General features: G+C 72.1%; 13 protein-coding genes and 1 pseudogene. 12 read left to right on the top strand and 2 right to left on the bottom strand.

Annotated features, from left to right (window positions below; genetic code table 11):
• Window positions 1-45: 45 nt before the first annotated feature.
• From ACIA77_RS40090 to ACIA77_RS40125, 8 genes and pseudogenes are all read left to right on the top strand, one after another.
• Entirely contained in the window at window positions 46-1,251 is a 1,206-nt protein-coding gene (locus ACIA77_RS40090) for an acyl-CoA dehydrogenase family protein (RefSeq protein ID WP_395891367.1), read from the top strand.
• 15 nt (window positions 1,252-1,266) lie between these two features.
• A complete protein-coding gene (gene trxB / locus ACIA77_RS40095; protein ID WP_395891368.1) occupies window positions 1,267-2,193 on the top strand; it encodes a thioredoxin-disulfide reductase in 927 nt (308 codons plus the stop codon).
• A 33-nt stretch (window positions 2,194-2,226) separates the two neighbouring features.
• The gene (gene trxA / locus ACIA77_RS40100) at window positions 2,227-2,562 is read left to right on the top strand and encodes a thioredoxin (protein WP_395891369.1); all 336 of its coding nucleotides are present in this window, start codon (window positions 2,227-2,229) and stop codon (window positions 2,560-2,562) included.
• A 754-nt stretch (window positions 2,563-3,316) separates the two neighbouring features.
• Window positions 3,317-4,306 (top strand): annotated as a pseudogene (locus ACIA77_RS40105) (type III PLP-dependent enzyme); the annotation flags it as partial.
• Window positions 4,307-4,366: 60 nt separating this feature from the next.
• Complete coding sequence (speD, locus tag ACIA77_RS40110) at window positions 4,367-4,759, top strand: adenosylmethionine decarboxylase (protein ID WP_395891417.1); 393 nt, start codon at window positions 4,367-4,369, stop codon at window positions 4,757-4,759.
• Complete coding sequence (locus ACIA77_RS40115; protein ID WP_395891370.1) at window positions 4,756-5,589, top strand: spermidine synthase; 834 nt, start codon at window positions 4,756-4,758, stop codon at window positions 5,587-5,589. The genes speD and ACIA77_RS40115 overlap by 4 nt, the downstream gene beginning before the upstream one ends.
• A gap of 70 nt (window positions 5,590-5,659) precedes the next feature.
• A complete protein-coding gene (locus tag ACIA77_RS40120) occupies window positions 5,660-5,881 on the top strand; it encodes a helix-turn-helix domain-containing protein (protein ID WP_395891371.1) in 222 nt (73 codons plus the stop codon).
• Window positions 5,881-6,573 carry a Clp protease N-terminal domain-containing protein gene (locus tag ACIA77_RS40125; protein WP_395891372.1) on the top strand — a complete coding sequence of 231 codons (693 nt, stop codon included), beginning with the start codon at window positions 5,881-5,883 and terminating at the stop codon, window positions 6,571-6,573. Before ACIA77_RS40120 ends, ACIA77_RS40125 begins: the two co-directional genes overlap by 1 nt.
• Window positions 6,574-6,594: 21 nt before the next feature.
• Here ACIA77_RS40125 and ACIA77_RS40130 read toward each other — a convergent pair whose 3' ends face one another.
• Window positions 6,595-7,152, bottom strand: a complete 558-nt coding sequence (locus tag ACIA77_RS40130) for a TetR/AcrR family transcriptional regulator (RefSeq protein ID WP_395891373.1) — start codon at window positions 7,150-7,152, stop codon at window positions 6,595-6,597.
• A 133-nt stretch (window positions 7,153-7,285) separates the two neighbouring features.
• Between ACIA77_RS40130 and ACIA77_RS40135 the strand changes: the two genes are divergently transcribed.
• The 4 genes from ACIA77_RS40135 to ACIA77_RS40150 all read left to right on the top strand — a co-directional run bounded on the left by ACIA77_RS40135 (window position 7,286) and on the right by ACIA77_RS40150 (window position 12,399).
• A complete protein-coding gene (locus ACIA77_RS40135) occupies window positions 7,286-8,425 on the top strand; it encodes a nitroreductase family protein (RefSeq protein ID WP_395891374.1) in 1,140 nt (379 codons plus the stop codon).
• 63 nt (window positions 8,426-8,488) lie between these two features.
• A complete protein-coding gene (locus ACIA77_RS40140; RefSeq protein ID WP_395891375.1) occupies window positions 8,489-8,932 on the top strand; it encodes a VOC family protein in 444 nt (147 codons plus the stop codon).
• A 197-nt stretch (window positions 8,933-9,129) separates the two neighbouring features.
• Complete coding sequence (locus tag ACIA77_RS40145) at window positions 9,130-11,850, top strand: BTAD domain-containing putative transcriptional regulator (protein WP_395891376.1); 2,721 nt, start codon at window positions 9,130-9,132, stop codon at window positions 11,848-11,850.
• A gap of 72 nt (window positions 11,851-11,922) precedes the next feature.
• The gene (locus ACIA77_RS40150; protein ID WP_395891377.1) at window positions 11,923-12,399 is read left to right on the top strand and encodes a cupin domain-containing protein; all 477 of its coding nucleotides are present in this window, start codon (window positions 11,923-11,925) and stop codon (window positions 12,397-12,399) included.
• A 15-nt stretch (window positions 12,400-12,414) separates the two neighbouring features.
• Here the strand turns inward: ACIA77_RS40150 and ACIA77_RS40155 are convergent, their stop codons facing one another.
• Window positions 12,415-13,662: a flavin-dependent oxidoreductase gene (locus ACIA77_RS40155; protein ID WP_395891378.1), complete on the bottom strand. Its 1,248-nt coding sequence runs from the start codon at window positions 13,660-13,662 to the stop codon at window positions 12,415-12,417.
• Window positions 13,663-13,959: the final 297 nt, after the last annotated feature.

A 13,959-nucleotide genomic window follows, 5' to 3' on the forward strand; every position in this document is an offset into this window, starting at 1 on the left:
CCGCACGTCCACCGAACCCCGTCCGACACCGGAGAGACGATTCCTGTGACCACACTTTCGGGCGCCCGCGCCGATTCCCGGCAGCGGGCGCGCCTGGACCCCCACGACCTGCTCGACCTCGACGCGTCGTTGTCCGACGACGAACGCCTCATCCGGGACACGGTCCGCCAGCTCGTGCACCGGGAGCTGCTCGACCGGATCCCCGCCGCCTACGCGGCCGGGCAGCTGCCCGAAGGTTTTCCGGCCGCTGCGGGCGAAGTGGGCCTGCTCGGCATGCACCTGTCCGGATACGGCTGCGCCGGAACCAGCGCGGTGGCCTACGGGCTGGCCTGCCTCGAACTGGAAGCGGGCGATTCGGGGCTGCGCAGCTTCGTGTCGGTCCAGGGCTCGCTGGCCATGTTCGCGATCCGCAGCTACGGCAGCGAAGAGCAGAAGCAGCGCTGGCTGCCCGAGCTGGCGCGCGGAGCCGCGATCGGCTGCTTCGGGCTGACCGAACCCGACTCCGGCAGCGACCCGGGCTCGATGACCACCACCGCGCGGTTCGAGCACGGCGAGTGGCTCCTGCGCGGTGCCAAGATGTGGATCACCAACGGCAGCATGGCGGACGTCGCCGTGGTGTGGGCGAAGACCCCGGAAGGCGTCCGCGGATTCCTGGTACCCCGCGGCACGCCCGGATTCACCGCCCGGGACATCGCGAACAAGATGTCGTTGCGGGCGTCGACCACGTCCGAGCTGGTCTTCGAGGACTGCCGCCTGCCGGCCGAAGCCGTGCTGCCCGGCGCCACCGGGCTGCGCGCGCCCCTGTCCTGCCTGGACGAAGCGCGGTTCGGCATCGTCTGGGGCGCGGCCGGCGCCGCGCGGGCGTGTTTCGCGGCGGCGCTGGACTACGCGGGCGTGCGCACCCAGTTCGGCCGGCCGATCGCCGGGTTCCAGCTCACCCAGCACAAGCTCGTCGCGATGGCCACCCGGGTCAACACGTCGCTGCTGCTCGCGTTGCACCTGGGCCGGCTCAAGGACGCCGGCCGGCTGCACCCGCAGCAGGTCAGCTTCGGCAAGCGGCACAACGTCGCCGCCGCGCTCGAGGTCGCGCGCGAGGCGCGCACGATCCTCGGCGCCAACGGCATCACCGGCGAGTACCCGGTGATGCGGCACATGGCCAACCTCGAATCGGTCCTCACCTACGAAGGGACCGGGGAAATCCACACCCTCGTCGTCGGCCGGGCCCTCACCGGGCTGAGCGCCTTCCACTGAACCCGGAGAACGATCATGGAACCGGTCCGCAACGTCATCGTCGTCGGCGGCGGCCCCGCCGGCTACACCGCGGCGATCTACACCGCACGAGCCAACCTCGCGCCGGTCGTGTTCGAAGGGAGCCAGTACGGCGGCGCGCTCATGCAGACCACCGAGGTCGAGAACTTCCCCGGTTTCGCCGACGGGATCCAGGGCCCGGAGCTCATGGACACCATGCGCAAGCAGGCGGGCCGCTATGGCGCCGAACTCCTCGCCCAGGACGTGTCCGAGGTCGATCTGGCGGGGGAGGTCAAGACCGTCACCGCCGGCGGGCGGCGCTGGCGGGCCCGCACGGTCGTGCTCGCGATGGGCTCGGCGTACCGCCGGCTGGGCCTGCCGGGCGAGGACCGGCTCGCGGGCCACGGCGTGTCCTGGTGCGCGACCTGCGACGGGTTCTTCTTCCGGGACCAGGACATCGCGGTCGTCGGCGGCGGTGACTCGGCACTGGAGGAGGCGATGTTCCTCACCCGGTTCGCGAACACCGTGACCGTCGTGCACCGCCGCGACGCGCTCAAGGCGTCCAAGATCATGCAGCAGCGGGCCTTCGCCGAGGCCAAGATCCGGTTCCGCTGGAACACCGTGGTCGACGACGTCGACGGCGGCGAACAGGTCACCGGTCTCCGGCTGCGCGACGCGGTCACCGGGCAGTCTTCGACGCTGAACGTGACCGGGGTGTTCGTCGCGATCGGACACGAGCCGCGCAGCGAACTGGTGCGCGGCCAGGTCGAGCTCGACGAAGCCGGGTACGTGGTGACGCGGGGCCGGTCGACGCGGACCGGCCTGCCGGGCGTCTTCGCGTGCGGCGACCTCGTCGATCACACCTACCGGCAGGCGATCACCGCGGCCGGCAGCGGCTGCAGCGCGGCGCTCGACGTCGAACGCCACCTCGCCGGCACCGAATGACCACGTCGTCAACCCTCGTGAGGAAGTGAACCCATGCCGGAGAACACCACCGTGGTCACCGTCACCGACGACTCCTTCGCCGAGCTCGTCCTGCGCAGCCCCGGACCCGTCCTCGTGGATTTCTGGGCGCCCTGGTGCGGACCGTGCAAGCAGCTCGCCCCGGTGCTCGACGAACTCGCCGGCGAACACGGCGACAAGATCACCGTGGCGAAGCTCGACGTCGACGCGAATCCGCAGTCCGCCAAGGACTTCCGCGTGATGTCGCTGCCGACGCTGGTCGTGTTCCGCGACGGTGCCGCCGTGCAGCGCATCGTCGGCGCGAAGGCGAAAGCCGAGCTTCTGGAGGATCTCGGCGGCGTCCTCTCCTGAGCCTGCGGCCGTCTGCTGACGCGGTCTCGTCGGTCGCGTTGGCCAGGCTGACGGCACGCAGTGGTTTGCCGGCACGCGGAATTCGCAGGACGGCGCTGCACCTGGCCGATCTGACCTCGGAAAGCAGCTGGTGCTGGGTGACCACCTCGACCTGCGGCTGCGCGAGCCCCTGCTGGAGTCCGGCTCACCGGCCGCGGCAGCTTCCGCCGTTTGCGCCCCGTCGGCGAACCCGATCTCGGCGAGGCAGGCGCCGAGGGAGGGCCGGTGGTCCGGTCCGGCGCGCCAGGGGCGGCGAACACCGGCAAGACCGGCTCGGGGTTCCGGGTGAGCTCCACCGGGCATCCGCCACGTGGTGGAGCACCCGGGTTCTCGTGGTCGAGCAGGTCACGCAGCTGCGGTGCGTAGGCGGCTGCGGGCCGCCGCCTACCGCACGACCGAAACCCGCCGGTGAATCCGGCGCCTCCGGCGGCAGGACGATCGTCGCCGGTGTGTCGCGCGAGGTGTCCACAAAGCACGCGGGGCGGTGCCGGAGCGTTGCCGGGTTCTTTGCGGAGAGGTCTGGATTTCGTCAGGAGTGGCCTCGCTGAGCAGCCGGGTGTGGTGGGCGGGCCGTAAAGGTCCCGGTGCGCTGCCGGGATACCGGCCGGCGCGGGGGGCGAACCTATACTTGAGCGTTGTGACCGAATCTCTTCCGCAGCCGCTGGAACGCTGCCGGGCGTTCCTGGACGAGCGCAGACCCCCGACCCCGTGCCTGGTGATCGATCTCGATGCGGTGCGGGAAGGCCATGCGCGGCTTCGGGAAGCGTTGCCCGAGGCCCGGATGTACTACGCGGTGAAGGCGAACCCGGCGCCGGAGGTCGTCCGGTTGCTCGCGCGCGCGGGCGCGGGTTTCGACGTGGCCGGGCGGGAGGAGATCGAACTCTGCCTCGACCAGGGGGCCCGCCCCGAGCTGATCTCCTACGGCAACACGGTGAAGAAGGCGCGGGACATCGCGTTCGCCCACCGGGCCGGGGTTCGGCGGTTCACGTTCGACAGTGCGGCGGACCTCGAGAACATCGCCGAGCACGCGCCCGGGGCGACGGTGTCGTGCCGGGTGCTCGTGGACAGCTCCGGCTCGCAGACGCCGTTCGGGCAGAAGTTCGGCTGTGCCCCGGAACTGGCCGTGGACTTGCTCGTGCGCGCGGCCGCCCTCGGGCTGGACCCGGAAGGGGTCGCGTTCCACGTCGGCTCCCAGCACCTCGACCCGCGCGCGTGGGACGCCGGGATCGCCACCGCCGCCGCCGTCACCCGGGTGGCCGGCGCGCGCGGCGTGTCGTTGCGGGGCTTGAACATCGGGGGCGGGCTGCCGGGCCGGTACACGACCGAGCCGCCGCCACTCGCCGATTACGCCGCGGCCATCCGCGCGTCGGTCGCCCGGCACTTCCCGGTCGCTCCGGAGCTGGCGTTCGAGCCGGGCCGCGCGGTGGTCGCCGGCGCCGGGCTGATCCGCAGCGAGGTCGTGCTGGTGTCCCGCAAGTCCGAGGCGGCCGAACGACGTTGGGTGTACCTGGACATAGGGCGGTACGGGGGACTGGCCGAGACGGAGAACGAAGCCATCGCGTACCGCCTGCAGACCGCGCACGACGGCACCCCGGACGGGCCGGTCGTGATCGCCGGCCCGACCTGCGACGGGGACGACGTGCTCTACCAGCGCACCCCGTACCGCTTGCCGTTGGCGCTGCGGGCGGGGGACTACGTCGACATCCCGGACACGGGCGCGTACACCCAGAGCTACTCGTCGGTGTCGTTCAACGGGTTCCCTCCACTGAGGACGTACTTCGTCGGCGGGGAGCCCGACGAGGTCGGCGAGTTCGCGGGACGGCACGTGCTCGCGGAGTTTTCCGGGGTGTCGTCCGAGTTGCTCGACGACGCCGCTTTTCTGTGTGAGAGCTTGGAACTCGCGCTGACCAAGGCCGGTGCCACCGTGCGCGACGTGACGTTCAGCAAGTTCGAGCCGCAGGGCGTGACCGTGGTGGCGCTGCTGTCGGAGTCGCACGCCTCGATCCACTCCTACCCCGAACGCGGGGCGGTGTTCGTCGACGTGTTCACGTGCGGGCGCCGCGCGGACTCGGAACTGGCCGTGCACCTGTTGCGGGATCTGCTCGGCGCGAGCGTCTCGCGCACCAGGACCATCCACAGGGGACAGGAGGAGCGGTGAACATCGAGGAACCGGTCGGCGCGGGCGTGACCCGGGTCTGGCACGTCTCGGACGTGCTCGCCGACGTCCGCACCGGCTACCAGCACCTGGTGATCGGCAAGACCGCGCAGGGCGTCTCGTTGTTCTGCGACGGCGAACGGCAGAGCACCGAGTTCAGCCAGCTCGTCTACCACGAGGCGCTGGTCGTGCCGGCGCTACTGCTGGCCGCGCAGGTGGACCGCGTGCTGGTGGTCGGGTCGAGCGAAGGCGTGGTGTGCCGGATCGCGGTCGCGGCGGGCGCGTCGGTCGTCGACCACGTCGACATCGACACCCAGGCGGTGCGGCTCTGCGCCGAACACCTGCCCTACGGCTACTCGGCCGCCCAGCTGGCCGAGGCCGAGCGCGGCGACGGCCCGATCCGCGTGCACTACGGCGACGGCTGGGAGTTCGTCCGCACCTGCGCCGAGAAGTACGACGTCGTCCTGGTCGACTTGCCGGACGAGCAGGAGGGCACCGACGCGCAGCACAACCGCCTGTACGGCGAGGAATTCCTGCAGCTGTGCCAGGAGCTGCTCACGCCCGGCGGGGTCGTGGCGTACCAGGGCGGCTGCCCGACGCTGTGGCGCAACTCGACACTCGTGAAGTGCTGGCGGCGGTTCGAGGCGACGTTCGCGACGCCGGTGTACTTCGGCTCGGACGAGCACGAGTGGGCGTTCTTCTTCGGCACCGAACTCGACAACCCGGTCGAGCGGATGGTGGCCCGGCTGGCAGCGCTGCCGTACCGCCCGGAGACGATCGACGAGCCGACGCTGCGCGGTTCGACGGTGCCGCCGATCAGCCTCCGCCGGTGACGGCCCAGGGCTGACCGCCGTTCGTCAGCATATGTTGACGCCGATCGAGCGTCAGCATATGCTGACGGGCATGGAGTCAACTCTGGAAATCGCCGAGAGCGCCACGAGCGACGACCCCGAGGTGGGGTTGCGAGCGGTGGCCGCGTTGCGCGCGCTGTCCGAACGGCTGGAGATCCTGCAGGTCGAACGCGCGCGGACGCTGGGGTGGTCGTGGCAGGACATCGCCGAGCGGCTGGGTGTCACCAAGCAGACCGTGCACCGCAAGTACGGCCGGCGGGTCGGGGGGCGATGATGTTCGAGCGGTTCACCCCGGAAGCCCGCACCGTCGTCGTCCACGCGCAGGAGCACGCCCGCCGGCTCGGGCACCACCACGTCGGCTGCGAACACCTGCTGCTCGCCGTGGCCTCGGCCGGGGAGCCGGCCGGCGCCGTCCTCCGGGAGCGGGGGAGCACGCCGGACCGCGTGGAGGAGGAGATCGTCCGCCGGGTCGGGCTGGGCGGCGGCGCCGGCCTGTTCGGCGACCTCGATCGCGACGCGCTGGCGGCCGTCGGGGTCGATCTCGACGCCGTGCGGGCCCGGATCGTGGCGTCCTTCGGCGCCGACGCGGTCGCCCAGGCCGCCGGCGTCGTGCACCACAAGCGGCGGCCCCGGCTGAACCTGGCTCTCCCTTCGGGCTTGCTCCGCCGCAGGCGCCGCCGGCTCCTCGCCGCTGCCGTCCCCGGCCCGGCCGCGACCGGTCACTACCGGGCCGAGGGTCCCGTTCCCCGCGGGCACCTGCCGTTGACCACGGCGGCCCGGGACGCCCTGGCGCACAGCGTCGAGGAGGCGCAGGCCCGGCGCGATCAGCACATCGGCGTCGAACACCTCGCTCTCGGCCTGATCGGGATGAACGGTGGTCTGGTCCGCCCGATCCTCGAGGCGCTCGGCACCTCGGGCCCAGCCGTGCGCGCCGGGATCCTCGACCGCTACCGGCGAGCGAGCTGAAGCGCGGGTCCCCGGTGCCCGTCACTCGGCGCGATGGCCGTCGAGGAACGCTCGCACCACGGCTTCGGGGTCGTCGGCCGACGCGGCGATCCCGGCTCGTGGCCACAGCCCGGAAACCATGAGCGGCGCGATCAACGCGGTCAGCATCCGCATCGGGTCACCCTGCGCCAGCCGGCCGCGCTCCTGGTGGACGGCGATCACGTCGGCCGCGTTGCTCAGGTTCGGCTCGAGCGCGGACAGGGCTTCGGTGAGTTCGGGGTGCCGGGGCACTTCGGTGAGCAAGGTGAGAACCGCGCCGCCGTACTGCCGGACCGTCTCCGCATAGGCGTGGACCACGGATCGGAGGTCGGCCTCGACGTCGTCGCCGGCCTTCAGGCGGGCGAACGGCGACCGGCTCAGGACGTGCGCCAGCGCGGCGTTGATCAACGCCGCTTTCCCGCCGTAGCGGCGGAAGATCGTGACCTCGTTGACATCGGAGCGTTTCGCGATCTCCAGCGTGGTGGCGGCCTGGTAGCCGCGCTCGGCGAAGACCGTGGCCGTGGTGTCGAACAGCCGGTCGACGTCGATCTGCCTGGGCATGCGTCTCCCCACCTGGTGCCGCCAGGCGAGTTTAACCACCCTTAATGCAAGTGGTCACTTGCATTAGAGACCGGGTGCGCTTAGCGTGGAGTCGTAAACACACAGTCACCGCAAGCGCCCGGGGGCGATCACCATGACCCAGCTCGAGGTCCACCAGCAGGCGAGAGTCCGACGTCAATCACCGCTGCGACGGTTGAAGTGGCGCCTGCAGTTCACCGGCTGGCTGCAGTACCTGCCGACCGCGGCGGTGGCGGTGGCCCTCCTGCTGGTTTCCGCGGTCGTCAGCCTGGTGAGCGCACCGCCGGCTCTGCTGATCGCCGCCGCCAGTGCCCTCGTGTTCGCCGGCTTCGGCTTCGACGTCGTCACGATGAAACTGGGATTTCGGCCGCGCGAGCCGAGGCCGGCCCGGCGTGACGATCTCGACGCCTTCGACCTGATCCGCTCGCGGCGGTCCTGCCGGTCGTTCCAGCGCCGGGACCTGACCGCGGCCGATCGGGCCGAGCTCCTGCGTGTGGCGCGGGAGCACGTGCGGCCGGCCGCGCTGATCGGTGCGCGCCCGATCCGGCTGGAGTACCTCGCCGCCGCGCTCACGGTGTGGCCGACGGTCGGCGCCCACGAATTCCTCGTCGCGATCGCTCCACGCGAATACGACCGGACCGCCATGATCGACGTCGGCCGGAGCCTGCACGCAGTGGTCCTGCACGCGGCGCGGATGGGCCTGGCGACCTGCTGGATCGGCCCGGGCGCCGACCAGACGGCGATCGCGGCGCGCCTGGGAGCGCGCTTCCAGCCCGACCGCGACCACGTCGTCTGCGTCTGCGCGATCGGGTACCGCTCGCGGTTGAAGCCCCTCACCGTCCGCGCGATCGAGCTGGTCCAGCGCCGCCGCCTGCCGGTGCCCTCGTTGTTCTTCGCCGACACCGGCTTCCGCCGGCCGCTCCCGGTCAGCACCCCGCCGTTCGCCGCGTTCGGGCGCACCTACGAGGCGTGCCAGTGGTCGCCGTCCTCGTTCAACAGCCAGACCACGCGGTGTGTCGCGCTCACCGACGACGCCGGGACCGCGGTCCGCCGCCTGGACTTCTTCACCGCCACCTCCTCGCGTTACTACGCGCCCGTCGCGCTCGGCATCTGGTGCGCGAACTGGGAAGCCGGCTGCACCGCCCTCGGCATCCGGGGGCACTTCCGGGTCCTCACGTTCCACGACCGCGGGGTGAGCGCCGAAGCGGAGGTGCCGCGGTACGGCGTGAGCTGGCTCGCCGGCGCACCCGCCTGAAGCGGAACCCGACGGGTCATCCGGCCCCGCCCGGGTGGTGGCCGCCCGGCGCATACTCGCGCCATGGACACTTCCGCACCGCTGGCGAACCTGATCACCCTGGGTGCGCGTGATCTTCCCGCGCTGCGCGACTTCTACCGCGGGCTCGGCTGGCCGCAGATCATGGACGACGGCGACTTCGTGGCCTTCGAGCTCCGCGGCATCGTGCTCGCCCTGTTCCCGGTCGCCATGCTCGCCCGCGACGGGAACGCCGAGCCGGACCCCGGCACGGGAGGCCTCCGCTTCACCATCGGGGTGCTGGTCGACAGCGCCGAGGAGGTCGACCGGCTGACCGAGCGGATGCGGGCCGCCGGCGCTCGCGTGACGAAGGAACCCGTCGACGCGGAGTTCTTCACCGGACGTTCGGCCTACGTCTGCGACCCCGAGGGCAACTACTTCGAAATCGCGTGGGCCGATGTGCCGGACAACCCCGTCTCCATCGCCGCCCGCCGGGCCGCCGGCGCCTGAACCGTCCCGGTGGTGGGCGCGACCCCCAAAGCAACGCGCCCGCCACCGGGTCGTCCCCGGCCTCCCCGATTCCTCGCCGTCCCCGCAGAGTGGCGGATGCCGTCCTCGTTTCGTCCTCGCGCCGGCATTCGCGGCTGCACCTGCGCGTTTCGGGCCCGCGCGCCGGGCGCTAGCCTTGAGGGCGTGGGGGAGAGGCGATGAGGTTCCGGATTCTCGGGACGCTGGAAGTCCGGGCGAACGGGGATCGGGTCAGCCTGGCGAGCCCACGTCAGCAGCGCGCGCTCGCCGTGCTTCTGCTCAGTCCCAACGCGGTCGTGCCGGTGGAGCGCATGATCGACGCGCTGTGGGCGGACGAGCCGCCGGCGACGGCTGTGAAGCAGGTGCGCAACTGCGTCTCCGCTTTGCGCGGACGGCTCGGCGAACTCGGCGGCCTGATCGTCACCGAGGGTCCCGGGTACCGGCTGCAGATCGACGCCGGTGATCTCGATTCGCTCTTCTTCCGCCGCCGCGTCGCGGTGGCGCGGGGACTCGCCGGGCAGGGAAAGCTCGCCGACGCCGTCGAAGAGATCCGGAACGCGCTTGCCCTGTGGCGCGGCCCCGCGCTCGACGGGCTTCGCACGACCACGCTCGCCGGCCGGGCGGCGTTGCTCGACGAACAGCGCGCCGACGCCGTCGAGCTCGGTGCCGAATGGCAGCTGCGGCTCGGCGAAACGGGCGAAGTCGTGCGCGAGTTGACCGAGTTCTGCGGCGAGCACCCGATGCGCGAGCAGTCCCACTTGCTGCTGATGCGCGCGCTCACCAAGGAGGGCCGCTACGCCGAGGCCTCGATGGTGTTCCACGGCCTGCGCCGGCGGCTGGCCGACGAGCTCGGTGTCGATCCGAACCCCGACCTGCGGCGGCTGCACGAGCAGATCCTGCGCGAGTCCAAACCCAGCGCCCCGGCCGAAACCGCCGCTGAACCCGAGCCCGAGGCAGCGGCCGAAGCCGCTCCGGATCACCGCTTCGGCCGTGCGGTCACCGAGCTGGCCGAAGCTGTCACGTGGCAGTGGCGGGCGGAAGCGGAGCTGCGGTCGCTGCACCGGCCGCAGCCGATCGTCCTGCAGTTCTCGGCCGTCGCCCGCGCGGGCAGGCCGGCGTTGCGGGGCGACCTCGACGACATCGCCAAGACCTACGCCGCGCTGCCCGTGCGGCAGCTGGTCGTGCTCGGCGATCCCGGGTCCGGCAAGTCGGTGCTCTCGCTGGTGCTGACGCTGGAGCTGCTGCGCGCCCGCGGTCCGGGCAGCCCGGTCCCGGTGCTGCTGTCGCTGGCCTCGTGGGACCCGCGGCGCGAACACCTCGACCGCTGGCTCGCGGGCCGGCTCGCCGAGAACCACCCGGCGCTGCTCAACGCCCGGGAGTACGGGCGCGACGCACCCACCCGGCTCGTCCTCGGCGGCCACGTCGTCCCGATCCTCGACGGGCTCGACGAGATGCCCGCCGATCTGCGCGCCACCGCGCTCGACGCACTGGACCAGACCATGGCCGTGGGCCGCTCACTGGTGCTGACCTCGCGCTCCGCCGAGTACGAGCAGGTCACGCGCGAGTCCGGCGCGGTGCTGAGCACCGCCACCGTGGTGCGGCTCGAACCCGTCACCCGGCAGGAGGCGATCACCTACCTGTCCGCACGGGAGCACGACCGCTGGCTGCCCGTGGCCGACCGGCTGCGCCGGGATCCGGACGGACCGCTCGGCCGGACGCTGCGGACACCGTTGATGGTCGACCTCGCGCGGATCGGCTACGGCCGTCCCGGCGCGGACCCCGCGGAGCTGCTCGCCGCCGAAGACGAAGCCGTCCTCGAAGGACAGCTGCTCGACTCGCTCGTCCCCAACGCCTACGCGCAGGTGCCGCAGCCGCCGGGGCGCAACCCCAAGACCAGCCCGTCCGGGCGGTACCCCGCGGCGCAGGCGACGCGCTGGCTGGGGTTCCTGGCCCGGCACCTCGAAGAGCGGCGCGGCCGCGACCTGGCCTGGTGGCGCCTGCACCGCGCGGTTCCCGCCGGGACCCGGGCAGCCCTGGCCGGCACGCTGATCGCACTGTTCTTCCTCGCCGCCGGCTGGTTGTCCGCGGGCCCGGGGCTGGGCGCGATCTACGCCCTTTCGTTCGGCGGTGCCGGCTACCTGACCCACCGCTTCGGGCGCCCACCGGAGCCCCTGCACAGCGAACTGCGCTTCGCCGGGGCCGCGGGCAAGTTCGCTGTCCGGTTCGCGGCCGGCGCCGTGGTGGGTGTCCTGCTCGGCCTGGGCTGGTCGCTGGCCACGGGCCTCGTCGTGGTCCTGGCGCTCGTGTTCGGTGTGGTGTTCGGGGTGCACGTGTGGCTCGCCAAACCCGTCGACGCCAGCCGCGTGTCGAGCCCGAGGACCATCCTGCGCAACGAACGGACCGGGGCGATCGCGCTGTCGGTCTCCTTCCTGGTGTCCGCGGGCCTGTTCGACGGAATGGCGTTCGCCTTCACCGCGCAGACGCGGTTCCTGCCGGTGCTGGGCGGCCGGTTCGACCTCGCGCTGGCGATCGCCGGCGGGCTGGCGGGCGCGTTGTTCGGGTTCTTCATGGCTCGCGGTCTCGCCGCGGTGTGTTACGGCGTCGCGGGTGCGATCGCCGGCGGCCAGGTGTTCCCGCCGGCGTCGAACCCGGTTCTGCCGTTCGTGGCGGGCCTGTGCTTCGGCTGCGGGATCGGCGTGGCGGTGCTCGTGACGCGCGCGTGGGGGAACTACTTCGTCCACCACTTCTGGCTCGCCGCCACCGGCCGGCTGCCCTGGCGGCTCATGCACTTCCTCGACGACGCGCACCGCCGCGGCGTTCTGAGGCAGGCCGGTGACGTCTACCAGTTCCGCCACGCCCGCGTGCAGGAGCGGCTGGCCGAGGCCGGCCCCGGCGAGTAGGCCGGGCGGCTGTACATCGGGTCCGGCATGGCGCAGAGTGCGTAGCTGACGAACCATCGGCCAGGAGGTGTGATGACCGGCGAGGAAATCGTGCTCGGTCCCCTTCCGAAGGGGATCACGCTCGCGCAGGAAGGCATGCAGAAGAAGGTGTGGAACGTGCTCGGCCACACCTACTACATGAAGGCCGCCAGCGAGTCGAGCTTCGCGTTCGAAACCCTCGACCCGCCCGGCACCGGCGTACCACCGCACGTGCACCCGACCCAGGACGAGCACATCTACATCCTGGAGGGCGTGTTCACCCTCTACCTCGACGGCCAGTGGGAGACCGCGGGCCGCGGCGACACCGTGCGGATGCCGAAGGGCCTCCCGCACGCCTACTACAACCGCAGCGAGGACATCGCCCGCGGTCTGTTCTGGGTGAGCCCGGCGGGGCGGCTCGCGCAGCTGTTCGACAAGCTGCACGACCTGGAGGACCCGGTCGAGGTGGTCCGGTTGTCGGCGCTGTACGACGTCGACTTCCTGCCGCCCGGTGCGGTGGAGGGCGCCTGACCGGCCCGGCCGGGGTCACCGGCCGGGCTCGTTCACCTGCTGCACCGAGGCGCCGGTGACCTGAGCGTAGCCGGCGACGATCGCCTCGAGCGCAGCCGCGTCGATCACGTCTTCCAGGTGGGCGAAGCCGTCCGGAGCGCGCCGTTCGACCTCGTCGATGACGTTCTCCGGACCGCCCCGGCGGTTGCGCAGCACGACCTCGCTCGTGGCCGCCAAGCGGTCGTCTTCGTACGCACGCAGTGCGTCGACGGGATCGGAGTGCTGCGCCAGGTGACCGGCGAGGCTCGTGGCGTCGAGGATCGCCTGGCCGGCGCCGTTGGAGCCCATCGGGTACATCGGGTGGGCGGCGTCGCCCAGCAGCGTCACGCGCCCGTGCGACCAGGCGGGCAACGGATCCCGGTCGCACATCGGGAACTCGAAGATCTCCTCGGTGGCCTCGACCAGCGCGGCGTGGTCGACGACCGCCGAGGAGAACTGCCCGACGTGCCGGGCCAGCTCCGCCCGGTCGCCGGGTTTGGCCCAGTCCTGCCGCTCCGGCGGTGGTGAACCGGGCTGCCCGGTCTGGATGCAGATCGCCCAGTTGGTGAGCCGCGTGTCCGCGCTGCGGCCCTCCGCGATCGGGTAGATCACCAGCTTGGCCGCGGTGCCACCGGCGACGATCATCGACCGGCCGCCGCCGAACTCCGGCCAGTCGGTGGCACCGCGCCACATCAGGACGCCGTTCCACCGGGGCGGGCCCTCCGCCGGGAACAGCCGGGACCGCACGGTCGAGTGGATGCCGTCGGCGGCCACCAGCACGTCGCCGTGCACCGTCACCTGCGTGCCGGCGCGCCGGTCGGCGAACTGCGCGCGGACGCCACTCGCGTCCTGGTCGAACCCCGTGAGCCGGTGCCCGGTCCGCACGGCCTCAGGCCCGAGCCGCTCGCGGACCGCGCGCAACAGCATGCCCTGCAGCCGGCCCCGGTGGAGGCAGAACTGGGGCAGCGTGAACCCGGCGTCCAGCCCGCACGGCTTGCGCAGGATCACCTGTCCCAGCCGGTGGGTGTAGAACAGCTCGCGGGTGCGGATCCCGATCTCGTCCAGCGAGTCGAGCAGGCCGATCGCGGCGAGCTCCTTGACCGCGTGCGGCAGCGCGTTGATCCCGACGCCCAGCTCGGCGATCCGCTCGCTCTGCTCGTGCACGACGCATTCGATGCCGGCGTGGTGCAGCCGCAGCGCCGCGGTCAGCCCCCCGATCCCCGCTCCGACGATGACGACCTTCACGGTCACCTCCCTGTCCTGGCCTCGACGGCCAGCATCGCGGAGACGCGCGCTTCACACCACCCCCCGGGCCGGGCGCGTCCCGCGGAGGTGGTCGAGACCTGCGGGGGCACGATCGGCTCGGATTCGTGTCCCCGCCGGCGCACGCTTCCCGAGGCGGCACCGATTGTTGTTGCGAGGCAACGAAAAGCTCTTTCGCATCCCCCGCGAAGCCCGTGACCGGTTCACTGTGGGCGGTCCGCGCCCGGCCTTCCCGGCACGGCACAACCGGTTCCGGGCCCGGCGGCGAACGGCGGCACG

Source organism: Amycolatopsis sp. NPDC051903 (assembly GCF_044452505.1).
In the GTDB taxonomy this organism is placed as follows: domain Bacteria; phylum Actinomycetota; class Actinomycetes; order Mycobacteriales; family Pseudonocardiaceae; genus Amycolatopsis.

What these genes read in the sequence shown, in the direction of transcription:
- ACIA77_RS40135 (WP_395891374.1), top strand. Translation starts at nt 7,286, where the DNA reads ATGACCCAGCTCGAGGTCCACCAGCAGGCGAGAGTCCGACGTCAATCA.
- ACIA77_RS40130 (WP_395891373.1), bottom strand. Translation starts at nt 7,152, where the DNA reads ATGCCCAGGCAGATCGACGTCGACCGGCTGTTCGACACCACGGCCACG.
- ACIA77_RS40150 (WP_395891377.1), top strand. Translation starts at nt 11,923, where the DNA reads ATGACCGGCGAGGAAATCGTGCTCGGTCCCCTTCCGAAGGGGATCACG.
- ACIA77_RS40125 (WP_395891372.1), top strand. Translation starts at nt 5,881, where the DNA reads ATGTTCGAGCGGTTCACCCCGGAAGCCCGCACCGTCGTCGTCCACGCG.
- ACIA77_RS40145 (WP_395891376.1), top strand. Translation starts at nt 9,130, where the DNA reads ATGAGGTTCCGGATTCTCGGGACGCTGGAAGTCCGGGCGAACGGGGAT.
- ACIA77_RS40140 (WP_395891375.1), top strand. Translation starts at nt 8,489, where the DNA reads ATGGACACTTCCGCACCGCTGGCGAACCTGATCACCCTGGGTGCGCGT.
- trxA (WP_395891369.1), top strand. Translation starts at nt 2,227, where the DNA reads ATGCCGGAGAACACCACCGTGGTCACCGTCACCGACGACTCCTTCGCC.
- trxB (WP_395891368.1), top strand. Translation starts at nt 1,267, where the DNA reads ATGGAACCGGTCCGCAACGTCATCGTCGTCGGCGGCGGCCCCGCCGGC.
- ACIA77_RS40120 (WP_395891371.1), top strand. Translation starts at nt 5,660, where the DNA reads ATGGAGTCAACTCTGGAAATCGCCGAGAGCGCCACGAGCGACGACCCC.